Source organism: Parasphingomonas zepuensis, from assembly GCF_036663735.1.
GTDB lineage: Bacteria > Pseudomonadota > Alphaproteobacteria > Sphingomonadales > Sphingomonadaceae > Sphingomonas.
On sequence record NZ_JAXOJO010000005.1, the window covers coordinates 535,659 to 552,981 of the forward strand.

The following is a 17,323-nucleotide window of genomic DNA, read 5'->3' on the forward strand; positions in this document are numbered from 1 at the left end:
AAGGTGGTTCGCCTGACAGATCGGCCGCTACAGCGAGGTGACGAAGCTCGCCATGAATCGTGCCAGCTTTTCCCGCACAGCCTCGTCGATCAGGTCGCCCTGATCGTCAAAAGCCTTGCCCGCGCCCGACACCATCAGCCGCCCGCCGGTCCACAACTCCGCGCCAAGCGTGCGGAGCGTCGGCAGCCAGCCATTCTGGGAGAGGATCGTCCCGAAATTCCCTGGCGAAGCGCCGATCAGCGCCACCGGCTTGCCGCCGAACACCCGGACGATGTCGGAGGCCGGCCGCGACATCCAGTCGATCGCGTTCTTGAACACGCCCGGCACGCCGTTGTTATATTCCGGCGTGACGAGCAGCAGCCCGTCGGCCGCGGCGACGGCATCCTTCAACGCCGTCACCGCGGACGGCATGCCCTCCGCCTCGACATCCGCATTGTAGAGCGGGACTTCGGCGATCGAATGGATCGCCAGAGTCGCGCCATCCGGCATCGCGGCCTGGGCCGCGCGTAGCAGGCCGGCATTATAGGAGTGGCGTCGCAGGCTCCCCGAAATGCCGACCAGCCGCAGCGCCATCAACGCTTGCCGTCGACGAGGCGCTCGATGCCGAGCGGATTGGCTTCCTTCACGGCTGCCGGCAGCAGATCCTCCGGCAGGTCCTGATAGGAAACCGGGCGCAGGAAGCGATCGATCGCCTTGCTGCCGACCGAGGTGGAGCGACCGTCGGCGGTCGACGGATAAGGGCCGCCATGGACCATGGCATGTGCCACTTCCACGCCGGTGCCGTAACCGTTGACGAGGATGCGTCCGACCTTGCGCTCGAGATGCGGGATCAGCTTGCGCGCCTCGGGATGATCGGCCTCGACGATGTGGATCGCCGCGGTGAGCTGGCCTTCGAGATGATCGACCACCTCAGTGACCGAAGCCAGATCGGGACAGCGCACGATCAGCGAGGCAGCGCCGAAAATCTCGTCCTGCAACTCGTGATGGGCGAGGAAATCCGCCGCGCTGGTCTGGAACAGTCCGGCCTGGCCCTGGCAGTGATGCCCGGCCTTGCCGCGGGCCACGGTCTCGACGGTGTTGTGGCTGCCGATCGCCTCGACGCCGGTCTGGTAGGCCTTGGCGATGCCCGGGGTGAGCATCGTCGCTGCCGGCATGTCGCCCAAAGCTGCCGCCGCCGCTTCGACGAAGGTATCGAGATCGGGACCGTCCACGCCGAGGATCAGGCCCGGATTGGTGCAGAACTGCCCGGCACCGAGCGTCAGCGAACCGACGAATGCCTTGGCGGTCGCCTCGGCCTTGGCGGCGAGCGCGTTCGGGAAGAGGATGACCGGGTTGATCGAGCTCATCTCGGCATAGACCGGGATCGGCTCGGGGCGGTTCTGCGCGATCTTCATCAGCGCAGTGCCGCCGCCGCGCGAGCCGGTAAAGCCGGCCGCCTTGATGCGGGCATCGGCAACCAGGCCCTGGCCGATGGTGCGGCCCGAATCGAACAGCAGCGAGAAAACGCCCTCGGGCAGGCCGCAATCGGCGACCGCCTTCTGCACGGCGCGACCGACCAGTTCGGACGTACCGGGATGTGCGCTGTGCGCCTTGGCGACGACCGGGCAGCCAGCGGCGAGCGCCGATGCGGTGTCACCGCCGGCGACCGAGAAGGCGAGCGGGAAGTTGGATGCGCCGAACACGGCCACCGGCCCGACGCCGATGTTGCGCAGGCGCAGATCCGGCTTGGGTGCCGGTGCGCGCGCGGGATCGGCATGGTCGATCCGGACGTCGAGATAATGGCCGTCACGCACGACCTGAGCGAACAGCTTGAGCTGCCCACAGGTGCGGCCCCGCTCGCCCTCGAGGCGGCCACGCGGCAGGCCGCTCTCGGCCATGGCGCGCTCGATCAGTTCGTCGCCGATCGCCATGATGTTCGCAGCGATGGTTTCGAGGAAGGTTGCGCGCGCCTCTGGCGTGGTCTCGCGATACGTGTCGAACGCTTCGTCGGCGAGACGGCAGGCAGTATCGAGATCCTCCAGCGTGGCGCCGCCGAAGACGGGCTCGATCGGCTCGCCGGTCTCGGCCTGAATCGCGCGAATCTCGCCCTGCGACCCTCGCACGGCGCGCGCGCCGATGAACATTTCGCCGGTAATCGTCCCAGTACTCGTCATGATGATCTCCTTGGCCGCGTGGCGGCCGGTTCGGGTTAGATAGTTATTGGTGGACGCGCGTTCGAGGGGCCGCGACAGCCCCGCCGACCGGCACCGATGGATCGTGCGTCATTTGAACAGACCGAGCGGGACGGCATCGCCCATCGCCCGGTGCCCCGCGACGCTGGGGTGCAGATGATCGCCCTTGTCGACGTCCGGGCGGAGCCGCATCGGATTGGCGGGATCGCGCATTACCGCGTCGAAATCCACCACCGCGTCGAAATTGCCGGGCGTGCGGATCCAGCGGTTGATCGCCTGGCGATCGGCCTCGTTCTGCGCATCGGGATGATAATAATCATTGCCGCCATAAGGCAGAATGGTGCCGCCGATCGCCTTGATCCCGGCCGCGCGGGCGCGGCCGACGATCTGGCGATAGGCGCCGGTGATCCGCGCAACGAGCGCGGCATGGGCAGCCGCGCTCTGCGGCGCATCGCGCGTGAAGGTGCCGAGATCGTTCACTCCCTCCAGCACGATCAAATAGCGCACGCCCGCCTGCGCCAGCACGTCGCGGTCGAAGCGGGCGAGCGCATTGGGGCCAAGCCCGTCGAGCAAAAGCCGGCCGCCGCCGATGCCGTGGTTGAGCACGGCGAGGTGGCGGGTGGCGGGCGAGGCCTGCAGCCGGTCGGCGAGACGATCGGGCCAGCGATCATTACCGTCCGTGGTCGATCCGTTGCCGTCCGTGATCGAATCGCCGAGCGTGACGATGGCGCGCGCCGCCGGCGCCGCGACGACCTCTACCCCCGCGATCTGATACCAATGCTCGACCTTCTTCGCATCGGTCAGTTCGGCGGCCGCGACGTGATTGCCATGGACATACCAGGAGCTAGCACGCGAGCCGGGATGGCTGGTCTGACCCCGGGGCACCTCCGGCAGATGAAGGGTGATCGCGACGCTCGCCAGCGCGGGCACGGTGAGCCGCACGGGATCGGAGATATAGCTGGCGCCGGCCGGGACCGTCACCTCGGGCGAGCCGTCGAAGGTCAGGGCCCGGTCGCTCGCCGGCACGATTCGCGAGGTGGCGCGGGCGCCGGCCAGGGCGATGTGGGCGGCATCGATGCGCAGCGGATCGGTGCCGAAAGCGTTGGACAGCACCACGCGAAGCTTCTGCCCGCCCACGCTGACCCGCACGACCTGGCGCAGCGTGGCATCCCTGAGATCGGCGTCGGGCAGCGCGTTGCGCTCCTCGGGGATCTGCTGCGACGCGGCCCAGCTGCGCAGCCAGGTCTCGCGCGGGGCCGCGACCGAGCCAGCCATAGCCAGACACAGCAGCGACAGAGCGAAGGCGCGTTTGATCATGCGCATCGGCAGGTCCCTCCCCGATCGATCATATGCCACATCATCGCGACGGCGCTGCGCCAAGTGCCGTGGCGACTGCCGCGCGGAGCGGCTTCGGCGCGTAATCCGCGCCATAAGGCAGGCAGCGCTTCGGCAGCCCATCTGGCCGTGGGGTCAGCCCCTGCAGCCAGCTATATTGGTCGGCCAGGCCCCAGAACAGCACGGTATCGAGCTGCGGATAGGACAGCATCACATCGAGGAAGGCGCGGGCATAATCGGCCACGGCCCGGTCGCGCGAGGGGATATCGCCAGGCAGCAGCTTGTCGTTCACATCCATCTCGGTGACGAGCAGCTTGAGGCCCATGCCGGTGACCTCGTCGAGAAAACCGCGCCAGGCCTTTTCGTCGCGGGCACCGAACGGCGCGCTCCGGGCGCGGCCGGGCGCGCCGATATGCGACTGGACACCCAGCGCATCGACCGGCGTGCCGCGCTTCTTCAGCGCTTCGAGCAGCTTCAGCACGCCGCGGCAATGCAGCTCGTTGCCGGGCTCCCAGCTCATATAGTCGTTATAGACCAGCTGCATGTCCGGCGCGGCCGCGCGGGCGGTGCGGAAGGCAAGATCGATGACGGCCTCGGCCCCGAGCGCGGTCGTCAGCACCGTTTCGCGCAGGGCGCCGGTATCTTCGTCCACCGCTTCGTTGACAACGTCGAAGCTCGGCAGGATCCCGGCATAGCGGCCGGCGACCTTGGTCACATGTTCGGTCAGCAGCCGTTCCGCCTCGGCGCCAGGGTTTGTGCCGAAATCATGCTCGACCAACCATTTCGGGTAACGCTCGGTCTTCTGCCAGAGCAACGTATGGCCACGCGTGGCGAGCCCAACCGATTTCGCCCACGCGATCAGGGCATCGGCACGCGCGAAATCGAAGGTCTTGGCATCGGGACGAAGCACCTGCCATTTCAGCTCGTTCTCCGGGACGATCAGGCCGCATTGTTCGGCGATCAGCGCCCGGTAGCGCTCGTCCCGGAAACCTCTGGCACCGAGGCAGGTGCCGAAGCGGACGCCACGCCGCCGGCCGATCGCATCCAGGCCCGGGCTCGCCGCCAGCGCGCTGCCGGGGACGAGCAAGGCCGTCGCCGCAGCAGCCGCACCGAGCGCCTCGCGCCGGGTAAACTCCGTCACAAGGCCTCCACGGTGGCGCGTGCGCCATGGGCGGCAAGCGCGGTCAGATGCCGCACCAGGGTGGCGCGGAACGCCTCATCCGCCGCGAGCGCGGGCGGAAAGACGGCATCGATCGACAACAAGGCTTCGACCTGTGCAGCGGGATCGCTCACCCCGGCAAGGAGCGCGGCGGTGACGGCGGCAAGCGGATCATCGACGACATGGGCAGCGCCTGAATCGTCGCGCCCGCCCTGCCAGCGCATCCAGGCGGCCACCGCAAGTGCGAGCGCATCGACCGCCAGCCCTTTGGCCCGCCTTGCTGCGATCGGCGCGAGCAGGCGCTGCGGCAGCTTCTGCGAGCCGTCCATCGCGATCTGGCGCGTGCGATGCTGGAGCGCGGGATTGGCGAAGCGCTCAAGCAATGCGCGGCGATAGGCAGCGACATCGAGACCGGGCGGCGGCGACAGCGTCGCCTCGGCTTCGTCCCACAGGGCCTCGACGAAGCGCATAAAGGCCGGGATCGCGACGACTTCATGGACGAAATCGATGCCGGCCAGTCCGCCGAGATAGGCAATGCCGGAATGCGCGCCGTTGAGCAGGCGGAGCTTGGCTTCTTCCCACGGTGCGACATCGGCAGTGATCTGCACGCCGAGCTTTTCGAACTCGGGACGCGGGCCGCAAAAGCGATCCTCGATTACCCATTGCAGGAACGGCTCGGCCTTCACCATCGCCTGGTCGCTCGCGCCCAGCGCCCCTTCGAGCTTTTCGACATCCGCCGGGGTGGTGGCGGGTACGATACGATCGACCATCGTTTCGGGAAACGCGCCATGCGCTTCGATCCACTCCGCCAGATCCGGGCGGTGCGCCCGGGCGATGGCGAGAACTGCCTGTTCGAGCCGGCGGCCATTGTGCGGCAGATTGTCGCAGGAGATCGCGGTGAAAGGCGGCAGGCCCAGGTCGCGCCGTGCGGACAGTGCCGCGACGAGGAATCCGGGCGCGGTCTTCGGCGCGGTCAGGTCAGCACAATCGGCCGCGACATCGGGATCGTCGGTCAGCAGCGCGCCGGTCGCCGGGTCGAGTTTGTAGCCCTTCTCGGTGATGGTAAGCGTGACGATGTGCACGTCGGGATCGGCCAGCCGCTCGACCAGTGCCTCCGGATTTTCCGGCGCAACGAGCACTTCGCGCACGGCACCGATGACCTTCAGCGCATCGCCCGACCCGTCGCGCGTGACGACGGTGTAGAGACCGTCCTGCGGGTTCATCTCGTCGCGCACCCCGGCCGAGCGCAGCGACGCGCCGGTGATGCCCCAGCGCAGATCGCCCGACTCGAGCGCCGCCTCGAATATCACGGCCTGGTGCGCGCGGTGGAAGGCGCCGATGCCGAGATGGACGACGCCTGGTTTTACGAGGTGGCGGTCGTAGGCTGGCAAGGCGACGTCAGCGGGAAGCGCGTCGAGCGTTTCGTTGGAGAGGCGCTCTACCATTTTGCTTCCCCGGCGAAGGCCGGGGCCCAGTTACGACCGGCCCGATGCTGGGCTCCGGCCTTCGCCCGGGAAGCAGAAGGGGCGAGAGAAGGGAAGTACCTCACAGCTTGTACGCCGCCTTCACCAGATCATAGACCAGCGCCTTCGCCACCTCATGCGCCTCGTCCTCTTCCAGCCGGTGTTCCGCCACGAGCTGGGCGAGGAAGGTGCAATCCATCCGCCGGGCGACATCATGCCGCGCGGGGATCGACAGGAAGGCGCGGGTGTCGTCGTTGAAGCCGACCGTGTTGTAGAAGCCGGCGGTCTCGGTCGCGCGCTGGCGGAAGCGGCGCATGCCCTCGGGCGAATCGTGAAACCACCAGGGCGGGCCGAGCCGGAGCGAGGGATAATGGCCGGCGAGCGGGGCGAGCTCGCGGCTGTACGTATCCTCGTCGAGGGTGAAGAGGATCAATGTCAGGCGCGGATCATTGCCGTGGGCGTCGAGCAGCGGCTTGAGATTGCGGACGAACTCGCTGGGCAGCGGGATGTCGGCGCCCTTGTCGCGGCCGAAACGGGCGAGCACGCCGGGATTGTGGCTGCGGAAGGCGCCGGGATGGAGCTGCATCACCATGCCGTCCTCGATCGACATGCGCGCCATCTCGGTCAGCATCTGGCCGCGGAACAGCTCTGCTTCGGCGGCGCTGGCCTGGCCGGCGCGGACCTTCTGGTACAGCGCCTCAGCCTCGGCGGCCGGCAGGTTGGCGGTGAAGGCGCTTGGGTGGCCGTGATCGGTCGAGGTTGCCCCGGCTTCGCGGAAGCGGGCCCGGTGGAACTGGTGAGCGCGCAAATAGCTCGCGAAGGTCGCGATGTCCTCGCCCGCCGTCTCGCCGAAGCGCGCGATATTATCGAGGAAGCCGGCCGCCTCCGGATCCATCACCGGATCGGGACGATAGGCGGTCATCACCCTGCCCTGCCAGCCGCTCGCGCGGATCGCGCGGTGATGGTCGAGCGGGTCGAGCGGGCTCTCGGTCGTCGCGATCGCCTCGATGCCGAAACGCTCGAACAGCGCGCGCGGGCGAAAGGCTGGTGTCTTGAGCGCCGCATCGATCGCGTCGTAATAATGGTCGGCGGTCGACGCCTCGAGCCGCACGTCCAGGCCAAAGCATTCGGCAAACACCCAGTCGAGCCACATCGACGAGGGCGTGCCGCGGAACAGATGATAGTTCTCAGCAAAGATCTTCCAGATCGCGCGACCGTCGGTCTCGGTCGGGCTGCCGTCCTCGGTCGGCACGCCGAGCTTCTCCAGCGGCACGCCCTGGCTGTAGAGCATGCGGAAGACATAGTGATCCGGCACGATCAGCAGCTGCGCCGGATCGGCAAAGGGCTGGTCATAAGCGAACCAGGACGGATCGGTGTGGCCGTGCGGGGAGATGATCGGCAGATCCTTCACCCCGGCATAGAGCGCGCGGGCAATGTCGCGCGTGCGGCCCTCCGCCGGGAACAGACGATCGGGATGCAGGACGAGCTTGGTCATGGATTGCCTTCGTTATGCGCGAGGATCGCCGGCTCCCAGCGCGGCACGATCAGGTGGACGACGAGCAGCGCGAGCAGATAGGAGCACGCCGAGAGGATGAAGATCGGCTGGAAGCTGCCGACCGTTTCCAGGATGTACCCGGCATATTTCGCCATCAAGGCACCGCCGATCGCGCCGGCGAGCCCGCCCAGGCCGATCACCGATCCGGCGCGCCAGCGCGGGAACAGATCGCCCGGGATGGTGTAGACATTGGCCGAGAAACCCTGGTGCCCGGCACAGGCAAGGCCGATCAGCCCGGCCGCGACCCACATGTTGGGCGCCGCCGTGGCGAAGGCGATCGGCACGGCGCACAGCGCCATCAGGAACATCGCCGTCTTGCGCGAGCGGTTGATGCTGCGACCCTTGCCGATCAGGTGCGACGAGATCCAGCCGCCAGCGACCGAGCCGACATCGGCGATCAGATAGATCATCACCAGCGGCGGCCCGAATTCGAGCATCTTCACATGATATTGCTTGTTGAAGAAATCGGGCAGCCAGAACAAAAAAGTCCACCACACCGGATCGATCAGGAAGCGCCCGGCCATGTACGCCCAGGTCTGGCGATGGCGAAACAGCGCACGGTAATCCTGCACCAGCGCAACGGTGCCTTCAGCGAAACTGCGCTTCACGCGAATCTGTTCGGGCTGGGGCGGATCGGATTCGATGAAGGCGAGCTCCTCCGGCGTGACGCGGGGATGCTCGGCCGGGCGGCGATAGAAGCCGAGCCAGGCGATCAGCCAGAACACGGTCAGCAGGCCGGTGAGGATGAAGGCCCAACGCCAACCGAAGGCGATGGTGATGATCGGCACGATCAGCGGGGTAACGATCGCGCCGACATTGGATCCGGCATTGAAGATGCCGATCGCCAGCGCGCGTTCCCGCTTGGGATACCATTCATTGGCGGCGGCCAGCGCCGAGGGAAAGGTGCCGGCCTCGCCGAAGGCCAGGGTCAGCCGGGCGATCATCATGCCGGTCGTGGTGGTGAAGAAGATGTGGGAGACGTGGCCGATCGTCCACAAGGTGACGGCGATGGCATAGCCGATCTTCGCCCCGACCCGATCGACCAGCCGGCCGAAGATCACATAGGCGACACCGTAGGTGAGCTGGAACGCGACCGCGAGATCCGCATAGCCGCCCTCGGTCCAGTGATATTGCGCGGCCAGATCGGGCTTGAGCACCGACAGCACCAGCCGATCGATATAGCTGAGCACGACGGCGGCGAAGAGCAGTCCGCAGACGATCCAGCGGATCTTGCCGGACGGCTTGGGCAGGACGGACGCCTGAGCGCTCTCGGCGGCATTCATCTCGCTCACCAGTTGGTCATCGTGCCGTCTTCGAGACGGTTCACCGGGAGGTAGGCGCGCTTATATTCATAGGTCGCCGCCAGTTCCTCGTCGATCTCGACGCCGAGGCCAGGCTTGTCGCCCGGGTGCATCATCCCGTCGGCGAAGCTGTAGGCGTGCGGGAAGACCGCATCGGTCTCCTCGGTGTGCCGCATATATTCCTGCACCCCGAAATTCGGCACCGACAGATCGAAATGGAGCGCAGCCGCCATGCACACCGGCGAGAGGTCGGTCGCGCCGTGGCAGCCGGTGCGGACATTGTGCATGTCGGCGAAGCTCGCAATCCGGCGCAGATGGGTGATGCCGCCGGCATGGACCACGGTCGCGCGGATATAGTCGATCAGTTGCTCCTCGATCAGCTGCTTGCAGTCCCAGATCGAATTGAAGATCTCGCCGACCGCGAGCGGCGAGGTGGTGTGCTGGCGGATCAGGCGGAAATTGGCCTGGTTTTCGGCCGGCGTCGCATCCTCGAGCCAGAAGGGCCGATATTGCTCCAGGTCCTTGCCGAGCCGGCCGGCCTCGATCGGGGTCAGGCGGTGGTGGATGTCGTGGAGCAGGTGCGTATCCCAGCCGAGCGCCCCACGCGCCTTTTCGAACAATGCCGGGACGGAGCGCAGATATTTCTCGCTCGACCAGAGATTCTCGGTCGGCAGATCGGCGTCGGCGGGCTCGTAGAAATAACGGTCCTTCGACACGCCATAGGTGGAGGCAAGCCCGGGCACGCCCGACTGAAGGCGGATCGCCTTGTAACCCTGCTCCTGGTAATGCAGCGCGTTGTCGATCGTCTCCTCGATCGTCTTGCCGTTGGCATGGCCGTAGACCATCACGCCCTCGCGGCTAGCGCCCCCGAGCAACTGGTAGAGCGGCAGGTCGGCGATCTTGCCCTTGATATCCCAGAGCGCGGTATCGACCGCGGCGATCGCCGACATGGTCACCGGCCCGCGCCGCCAATAGGCGCCCTTGTAGAGATACTGCCAGATATCCTCGATCCGGTGCGCGTCCCGGCCAATCAGGCAGGGCACGACATGATCCTGCAGATAGGAGGCAACGCTCAGTTCGCGGCCGTTGAGGGTCGCGTCGCCAAGGCCATAAACGCCCTCATCCGTCTCGATCTTAAGCGTGACGAAGTTGCGTCCAGGGCAGGTGAGAACGACCCGCGCATTGGTGATTTTCGGCATCAGGGCTTTCCGTTGCTGGCGATGACGGGGAGACGGGGCATCACGCGATGACCAGGGTCGTGCTTTTGAGATTGGCCGAGCTGTTGCTGGCCATGATCTCGACCCGACCGGCCTCGACGACTTCCTTCATCGCGACGTTCCAGATGCGGAAGGCCTTTGGCCCGAGCGTGAAGCGGACGGTCTTGCGCTCGCCCGGTGCCAGGGTGACCCGTTCGAAGCCCTTCAGCGCCATCACCGGCTGCGTGACCGAGGCGTCGAGATGGCGGATATAGAGCTGCACCACTTCGTCCCCCAAGCGCGCGCCGGAATTAGCGACCTCGACCGATACCATGACGTTGCCGTCACGGGCGATCGTCGTCGCTGACAGCTGGGGGGCGCCGACCGTGAAACTGGTGTAGCTCAGCCCGTGGCCGAACGGGAACAAGGGCGCCGGGTCGTCGAACAGATAGCCGCGCCGAGCGCTCGGCTTGTGATTGTAAAAGCTTGGAATTTGTCCAGAATCCCGGATCACCGTGACGGGCAGCTTGGCGCCGGGATTGACGTCGCCAAACAGCGCGTCGGCCATCGCGGTGCCGCCCTCCTGCCCCATATACCAGCAATCGAGGATCGCATTGGCCTTGCCCGCGACCGCCGGCCAGCTCACCGGTCGGCCGTGGATCGCGACGACCACCACGGGCTTGCCCAGAGCGAGCAGCGCCTCGAACAGCGCATTCTGCTCGCCGAGCAGATCGAGGTCCGTACGATCGCCGAGATGGTTGCGCGCGAAGCCTTCGCGGCTGGTCAGCTCATTGTCGCCGACCGCGAGCAGGATCACGTCAGCCGCCTTCGCCGCTTCGACTGCCTCGGCGATCAGCGCCCGGTTCTTCGCCGGATCGGCCAGCACGACATCGTTGGCGGTCGGATCCTCGCTGGTGGTGATGAACACGCCCTGGGCGTGGATCACGTCGCCGCCCAGCTTCGCCCGGATCGCTTCGAGCAGACTGATCTTCTGTTTCGGCACGCTCGAATAGCCGCCGAGCCGCGCAACGGCGGCGTTGGGGCCGATCACCGCGACCTTCTGCGCACCGGCTTTCAGCGGGAGAATCCCGTCATTCTTGAGCAGGCAGATGCTCTTGCATGCTGCCTCAAGCGCGAGGGCTCGGGCCTCGGCATTGCCGGTGATCCGCGCCGCGAGCTTCGCATCGCCATAGGGATTCTCGAACAGACCGGCGCGGAACTTGAAGGCTAGCATGCGCGCAACCGCCGTATCGATCGCTGCCTCGCTCACCCGCCCTGCCCGGACTTCGGCGACGAGCAGTCCGTAAGCGAGGCCATCTGGCAGCTCGCAATCGACTCCGGCGGCGAGCGCAAGCCGCGCCGTTTCAGCGCGGTCGGCCGCGATATGATGGATTCGCTCGAGATCCTCCAGCGCCCCGTAATCGCTGGCGACCATGCCGTCGAAACCCCATTCGCCGCGCAGCACATCGCGCAGCAACCAGGTGCTGGCATGGCTGGGAACGCCGTCGATCTCGTTATAGGACGGCATCACCGATCCAATCGCGGTGCGCTCCACCACTTCGCGGAAGGGCGGGAAGAAATTCTCGCGCAGCTCACGTTGGGAGATCTGCGCGGGGGCGACGTTGTTGCCGGATTGCGGCTGGCCGTGCCCGGTCATGTGCTTGAGCGTGGCGAACACCTTGTCGCGCGGCAGGCGCTCATCCTTGCCGACGCCCTGCAGGCCTTCGACCGCGGCGACGCCCATTTCGCCGCAGAGATAGGGATCCTCGCCAAAGGTCTCCTCGATCCGCCCCCAGCGCGGATCGCGGGCGATGTCGACGACAGGCGAGAGCACATAGGGCACGCCGCGCGCCCGCGCCTCGCGCGCGATCACGCCGTTGACACGGCGGACGAGGCCGGGATCGAAACTGCCCGCCAGCGCGATCGCCTGCGGGAAGCTGGTCGCCTCGGTCACCATGAAGCCGTGCAGGGCTTCCTCATGGAACAGCACTGGAATGCCGAGCCGAGTCCGTTGGAGCGCCCAATGCTGCGCAGCATTGTTGAACGCGATGTTGTCGGCGGGTGTCCGCCAGCGCGCGCCGGTGCCGCCCTCGGTATTGACGACGCCCGGTCCGCCGCGCTTGTCCGAGGGGCGGCTGATCTGGCCAAGCCCGTGGGGAAATGCCGTGGTCGCCTTTGCCGCATCGAAGGCGAGGCCGTTCATCACATCGGCCTTGCCCGCCCAGATCGCGAGCATCTGCGCGACCTTTTCCTCGAGCGTCATCCGGCTGAGCAGGTCCTTCACCCGATCGGCGATCGGCGCGCGTGCGTCCTGATAAAGCGGCCGTGCCGCGCGGGCGAACGCGACGCCCGGCGTCAGCGCCATGACGCTCGCCGAAGAGAGCCAGGCCAGCGCCTGCCGCCGACCAATCGACTCGGGCCCCTTCATGGCGCGACCGTCAACGTCACGGACTTCACCTCGGCCGAGCTTGGCCCCGCCATGATCTCGAACTGGCCGGGTTCGACCACGCGCTTCATGTCGATATTCCACATCCGGAAGGCGCGGCTATCGAGCGTGAAGCTCAGCGTCTTCACCTCGCCCGGCTGCAATGTCACCCGGCGGAATGCCTTGAGTTCCTTCACCGGCCGCGTGACCGAGCTGACCAGATCGCGGACATAGACCTGCACCACCTCGTCGCCGGCGCGCTTGCCGGTGTTGCGGACATCGACCGTCACATCGACCTGCCCGTCGGGTCGGATCGTCGGGGCCGACAGCCGCGGCGCCCCGATGGTGAAGCTGGTATAGCTCAGCCCATAGCCGAACGGGAACAGCGGCGTCGCGAGATCGAACAGATAGCCGCGATGCGCCGAAGGCTTGTAGTTGTAGAACATCGGCAGCTGCCCGACCGAACGCGCGATGGTGACGGGCAGCTTGCCGCCAGGATTGACGTCCCCGAACAGCGCGTCGGCGACCGCGTTGCCGCCCTGCTCGCCGAGATACCAGCCCTCGATCACCGCATTGGCCTCCGCCGCGATCTTGTTGATCGCCAGCGGACGGCCATTGATCATCACCACGACGATCGGCTTGCCGAGCGCCTTCAGCGCATCGAACAAATCCTGTTGCTGCCCGACCAGATCGATGCTCGAACGATCGCCGAGATGCGCGTTCGCCCAGGCCTCGCGGCTGGTCTGCTCGGTATCGCCGAGCGCGAGCACGATGGTGTCGGCGCCCCGGGCCGTCTCGACCGCGGCGGCGATGCGCTTCGCATTATCGGCCGGATCGGCGAGGGTGACCTTGTCCTCCCACCAGTCGTCATTTTCGGTGATCTTCACGCCTTCCGACGTGACGACATTCGCGCGCGCGCCGAGCTTCGCCTTGATCCCCTCGAGGATCGACACGGTCACCGGCGGCTGGCCGTAATAGCCGCCCAGCCGCGCCACTGCAGCGCTTGGCCCGATCACGGCGATGGTCGGCTTCGACCCTGCGGCCGGCGTCGCCAGCGGCAGGACGCCATCATTCTTGAGCAGCACCAGCGACTTCGCCGCCGCCGTCCGCGCCAGCGCGCGGGCCTCGGCATTGTTGGTGATCTTCACCGCTGCCGCGACATCGGCATAGGGATGCTCGAACAGGCCGGCGCGGAATTTCAGTTCGAGGATCTTCCGCACGGCCGCATCGATCTCCGCTTCGGAAACCTTGCCGGCCCGGACGGATGCGGTGAGTGTCTTGTAGCTGCCGCCCTCCGGCAGGTCGCTGTCCACTCCCGCCTTTAGTGCGAGCAGCGCCGCCGCGCTCTTGTCGGCAGCGATATGGTGAAGTTCCTCGAGCTGGTCGATCGCGTAATAGTCGCTGGTGATCGCGCCCTTGAAGCCCCATTCGCCGCGCAGCACGTCGCGCAGCAGCCAGGTGCTGGCGTGGCTCGGCGTGCCGTCGATCTCGTTATAGGACGGCATCACCGCACCGGGCGCGGCGCGCGTGATCGCCTGCTCGAACGGCGGGAAGAAATTCTCGCGCAGCTCGCGCTCGGATATCTGCGCGGGGCCGACATTGGTGCCGCTCTCCGGCTGGCCGTGGCCGGTCAGATGCTTGAGCGTGGCGAACACCTTGCCCGGCGCGAGCCGTTCCGGACGGCCCGTGCCCTGCAGCCCCTCGACCGCGGCGACGCCGAGCTCTCCGACCAGATAGGGGTCTTCGCCGAACGTCTCCTCGATCCGCCCCCAGCGCGGATCGCGGGCGACATCGACCACCGGGCTCAACGCCAGGGTGACGCCGCGGGCGGCAATCTCGCGCGCGGTCACGACGTTGACGGCGCGGATCAGATCGGGATCCCAGCTCGATGCGAGGCCGATCGGGATCGGGAAGCTGGTGGCGCCGCGCGCGGCATAGCCGTGCAGCCCTTCCTCATGCATCAGCAGCGGGATGCCGAGGCGCGTGCGCGTCAGAGCGTAGCGTTGCAAAGCGTTGACCAGTTCGATCGTCTTGGCCACGTCGCGTCCCGGAACGACGCGCGGGCTGGCGGGGCCGATCGCATCCGACGGGCGTGCAAAGCCCCCAAAGCTGTCTGGATAGAGCGCGGCCATCTTCGCCGGATCGAGCTTCGCATTCGCGTCCAGCAGCTTCACCTTGCTGTCCCAGACGGTGAGCAGCTGCGCGACCTTCTCCTCCAGCGTCATGCGCTTGAGCAGGTCTTCCACGCGATCGGCGACAGGCGCCGCCGCATCCTTGTAAAGCGGACGCGTCTCCGCCGGAGGGACGGGCGCAGCGCTTGCGAGCACGGCCGGCGCAGCGCAGGCAATCAGAAGCGCGAGCGAGCGGCGGGCGATGCGCGAGGTGGATGAAGACATTTTCGGATACCCCTCCAGGGCACTGTTTCGTCGGCGGACGCCGCGTCAGCGCCATTTTCTGATAGCGCTACCATGCTAAGTCGGGCAAAGTCTGTCAATCGCCGATGGCCGCCGAAAACGGCGCTGCGGCAAGAGCGGAGAGGAAGATCGATGGGTCGGCTGGTTACCTGGTGCGTGGCACTGTTCCTGATGCTGGGCGCTCTCCCCGCCCGCGCCGAGGATGGCTACGACCTGTGGCTGCGGTATCGCCCCCTGCCCGCCGACATCCAGACGCGCGAGCGCATCCGCACCACGGCAATCGTGTTGGACCCGGCGTCGCGCGATGCTTCGGTGCTGAAGGCGGCCGAGGAAATAGGGCGAGCGGTGCAGGGCATGCTTGGCGGCCCGGCAACCCGCGGCACGGACGTGCAGCCCGGCGCGATCGTGCTCGGCACCGCCGCCGAGCCCCGCATCAAGGCACTCGGCCTGCCGCTCGCCACCCTGGGCGCCGAGGGCTATGCGATCCGCAGCACGACGATCGACGGCACGCCAGTGACGGTGATCGCGGCGAACAGCGGCGTCGGCGTGCTGTACGGCAGCTTCGCGCTGATCGAACGTCTTCAGCGCGGGCTCGGGCTTGACCGGCTCGACATCGCGTCCGCTCCGAAGCTGAAGCTCCGCCTGCTCAACCATTGGGACAATCTCGATCGCACGGTCGAGCGTGGCTATGCCGGCCAGTCGATCTGGGACTGGTGGAAGCTGCCCGACTTCACGGACCCGCGCTACACCGACTATGCCCGCGCCAATGCGTCGATCGGCATCAACGGGACGGTGCTCAACAACGTCAACGCCAAGGCCGACAGCCTGACCGCGCCCTATATCGCCAAGGCGGCGGCGCTGGCGGACGTGTTCCGGCCATATGGCATCAAGGTCTATCTCTCGGCACGCTGGTCCTCCCCGATCGAGATCGGCGGGCTGAAAACGGCCGATCCGCTCGATCCAGCGGTCGCCGCCTGGTGGAAGGCCAAGGCCGACGAGATTTACGCGGCGATCCCCGATTTCGGCGGCTTCCTGGTCAAGGCCAATTCGGAAGGCCAGCCGGGTCCACAGGATTACAAGCGCAGCCATGCGGAAGGCGCGAACATGCTGGCCGCCGCAGTGAAGCCGCATGGCGGCATCATCATGTGGCGCGCCTTCGTCTATCAGCACGAGAATCCGGAGGACCGGGCCAAGCAGGCCTATGACGATTTCAAGCCGCTCGACGGCACGTTCGCGGACAATGTCATCGTCCAGGTGAAGAACGGCGCGATCGATTTCCAGCCGCGCGAACCCTTCCATCCGCTGTTCGGTGCCATGCCGAAGACGCCGCTGATGATGGAGTTCCAGATCACCAAGGAATATCTCGGGATGGCGACTCACCTCGCCTATCTCGGGCCGCTCTACGAAGAGGTGCTGCAGGCCGATACCTTCGCGCGCGGCAAGGGATCGACCGTCGCCAGGGTGATCGAGGGCAAGCTCGACGGCCATGCACTAACCGGCATGGCCGGCGTCGCCAATATCGGCGTCGACCGCGACTGGAGCGGATCGACCTTCAACCAGGCCAATTGGTTCGTCTTCGGCCGGATGGCGTGGGACCCCGAGGCGTCCGCGAAGGACGTGGCGACCGAATGGTCCGAGCTGACCTTCGGTATCAGTCCGGCCGTCACACAGACCATCGTGGAGATCATGACGACCTCGCGCGAGGCAGTGGTGAATTACATGACTCCGCTCGGCCTCACCCATTTGATGGACACCGGCCATCATTACGGCCCGGGGCCGTGGGTCAGCAATCTCGCCCGGCCGGAATGGAACCCGGTTTATTATCACAAGGCCGATGCGGGCGGCATCGGCTACGACCGGACCAGGACGGGCAGCAACGCAGTCGCGCAATATGCCGCGGTGGTGGCGAAGCGCTTCGGCGATGTGAAGACGACGCCCGAGCAGGATCTGTTGTGGTTCCACCATGTCAGCTGGGATCACCCGATGGCATCGGGCAGGACGCTGTGGGAAGAATTGGCCGCGCAGTATTCGCTGGGCGTCCGGCAAGTCGCCGAAATGCACCGCGCGTGGAAGACGCTCGCGCCGCATATCGACGCGGATCGCTTCGCCAAGACCGACGCCTTCCTGTCGATCCAGCAGCGCGAGGCGCAATGGTGGCGCGATGCCTCGCTCGCCTATTTCTCCAGCGTCGCTGGTCGTCCGCTCCCGGCGGGAGAAGCGCCCCCGGCCAGGACCCTCGCCGAATACGAAGCCATTTCCTGGCCGTATGAGCCCGGAAGATGAGCAAGCGCACCAACCGTCGCA

General features: G+C 66.7%; 11 protein-coding genes. 1 reads left to right on the forward strand and 10 read right to left on the reverse strand.

Going from position 1 to position 17,323, the window contains the following annotated elements:
• Window positions 1–27 precede the first annotated feature (27 nt).
• From U1769_RS20445 to U1769_RS20490, 10 genes are all read right to left on the reverse strand, one after another.
• Complete coding sequence (locus tag U1769_RS20445) at window positions 28–573, reverse strand: NADPH-dependent FMN reductase (RefSeq protein ID WP_332719748.1); 546 nt, start codon at window positions 571–573, stop codon at window positions 28–30.
• Window positions 573–2,153: an aldehyde dehydrogenase (NADP(+)) gene (locus U1769_RS20450; protein ID WP_332719751.1), complete on the reverse strand. Its 1,581-nt coding sequence runs from the start codon at window positions 2,151–2,153 to the stop codon at window positions 573–575. Before U1769_RS20450 ends, U1769_RS20445 begins: the two co-directional genes overlap by 1 nt.
• A 108-nt stretch (window positions 2,154–2,261) precedes the next feature.
• Window positions 2,262–3,494, reverse strand: a complete 1,233-nt coding sequence (locus U1769_RS20455) for an SGNH/GDSL hydrolase family protein (RefSeq protein ID WP_332719753.1) — start codon at window positions 3,492–3,494, stop codon at window positions 2,262–2,264.
• 34 nt (window positions 3,495–3,528) lie between these two features.
• Window positions 3,529–4,647, reverse strand: a complete 1,119-nt coding sequence (locus U1769_RS20460) for an endo-1,4-beta-xylanase (protein ID WP_332719755.1) — start codon at window positions 4,645–4,647, stop codon at window positions 3,529–3,531.
• Window positions 4,644–6,110: a mannitol dehydrogenase family protein gene (locus tag U1769_RS20465; RefSeq protein ID WP_332719757.1), complete on the reverse strand. Its 1,467-nt coding sequence runs from the start codon at window positions 6,108–6,110 to the stop codon at window positions 4,644–4,646. Before U1769_RS20465 ends, U1769_RS20460 begins: the two co-directional genes overlap by 4 nt.
• Window positions 6,111–6,210: 100 nt before the next feature.
• A complete protein-coding gene (uxaC, locus tag U1769_RS20470; RefSeq protein ID WP_332719759.1) occupies window positions 6,211–7,623 on the reverse strand; it encodes a glucuronate isomerase in 1,413 nt (470 codons plus the stop codon).
• Window positions 7,620–8,966, reverse strand: a complete 1,347-nt coding sequence (locus tag U1769_RS20475) for an MFS transporter (protein WP_332719856.1) — start codon at window positions 8,964–8,966, stop codon at window positions 7,620–7,622. Before U1769_RS20475 ends, uxaC begins: the two co-directional genes overlap by 4 nt.
• 5 nt (window positions 8,967–8,971) lie before the next feature.
• The gene (gene manD, locus U1769_RS20480) at window positions 8,972–10,183 is read right to left on the reverse strand and encodes a D-mannonate dehydratase ManD (protein WP_332719762.1); all 1,212 of its coding nucleotides are present in this window, start codon (window positions 10,181–10,183) and stop codon (window positions 8,972–8,974) included.
• Between the two features lie 40 nt (window positions 10,184–10,223).
• Window positions 10,224–12,608, reverse strand: a complete 2,385-nt coding sequence (locus tag U1769_RS20485; RefSeq protein WP_332719765.1) for a glycoside hydrolase family 3 N-terminal domain-containing protein — start codon at window positions 12,606–12,608, stop codon at window positions 10,224–10,226.
• A complete protein-coding gene (locus U1769_RS20490; RefSeq protein WP_332719767.1) occupies window positions 12,605–15,001 on the reverse strand; it encodes a glycoside hydrolase family 3 N-terminal domain-containing protein in 2,397 nt (798 codons plus the stop codon). The genes U1769_RS20485 and U1769_RS20490 overlap by 4 nt, the downstream gene beginning before the upstream one ends.
• Before the next feature lie 150 nt (window positions 15,002–15,151).
• Here U1769_RS20490 and U1769_RS20495 point away from each other — a divergent pair, with 150 nt between their 5' ends.
• Window positions 15,152–17,302 (forward strand): alpha-glucuronidase family glycosyl hydrolase, encoded by a 2,151-nt coding sequence (locus U1769_RS20495; RefSeq protein WP_332719769.1) that lies wholly within the window; start codon window positions 15,152–15,154, stop codon window positions 17,300–17,302.
• The last annotated feature ends 21 nt before the right edge of the window (window positions 17,303–17,323 follow it).

What these genes read in the sequence shown, in the direction of transcription:
- U1769_RS20455 (WP_332719753.1), bottom strand. Translation starts at nt 3,494, where the DNA reads ATGCGCATGATCAAACGCGCCTTCGCTCTGTCGCTGCTGTGTCTGGCT.
- uxaC (WP_332719759.1), bottom strand. Translation starts at nt 7,623, where the DNA reads ATGACCAAGCTCGTCCTGCATCCCGATCGTCTGTTCCCGGCGGAGGGC.
- U1769_RS20490 (WP_332719767.1), bottom strand. Translation starts at nt 15,001, where the DNA reads ATGTCTTCATCCACCTCGCGCATCGCCCGCCGCTCGCTCGCGCTTCTG.
- U1769_RS20485 (WP_332719765.1), bottom strand. Translation starts at nt 12,608, where the DNA reads ATGAAGGGGCCCGAGTCGATTGGTCGGCGGCAGGCGCTGGCCTGGCTC.
- U1769_RS20475 (WP_332719856.1), bottom strand. Translation starts at nt 8,966, where the DNA reads ATGAATGCCGCCGAGAGCGCTCAGGCGTCCGTCCTGCCCAAGCCGTCC.
- manD (WP_332719762.1), bottom strand. Translation starts at nt 10,183, where the DNA reads ATGCCGAAAATCACCAATGCGCGGGTCGTTCTCACCTGCCCTGGACGC.
- U1769_RS20450 (WP_332719751.1), bottom strand. Translation starts at nt 2,153, where the DNA reads ATGACGAGTACTGGGACGATTACCGGCGAAATGTTCATCGGCGCGCGC.
- U1769_RS20445 (WP_332719748.1), bottom strand. Translation starts at nt 573, where the DNA reads ATGGCGCTGCGGCTGGTCGGCATTTCGGGGAGCCTGCGACGCCACTCC.
- U1769_RS20495 (WP_332719769.1), top strand. Translation starts at nt 15,152, where the DNA reads ATGGGTCGGCTGGTTACCTGGTGCGTGGCACTGTTCCTGATGCTGGGC.
- U1769_RS20465 (WP_332719757.1), bottom strand. Translation starts at nt 6,110, where the DNA reads ATGGTAGAGCGCCTCTCCAACGAAACGCTCGACGCGCTTCCCGCTGAC.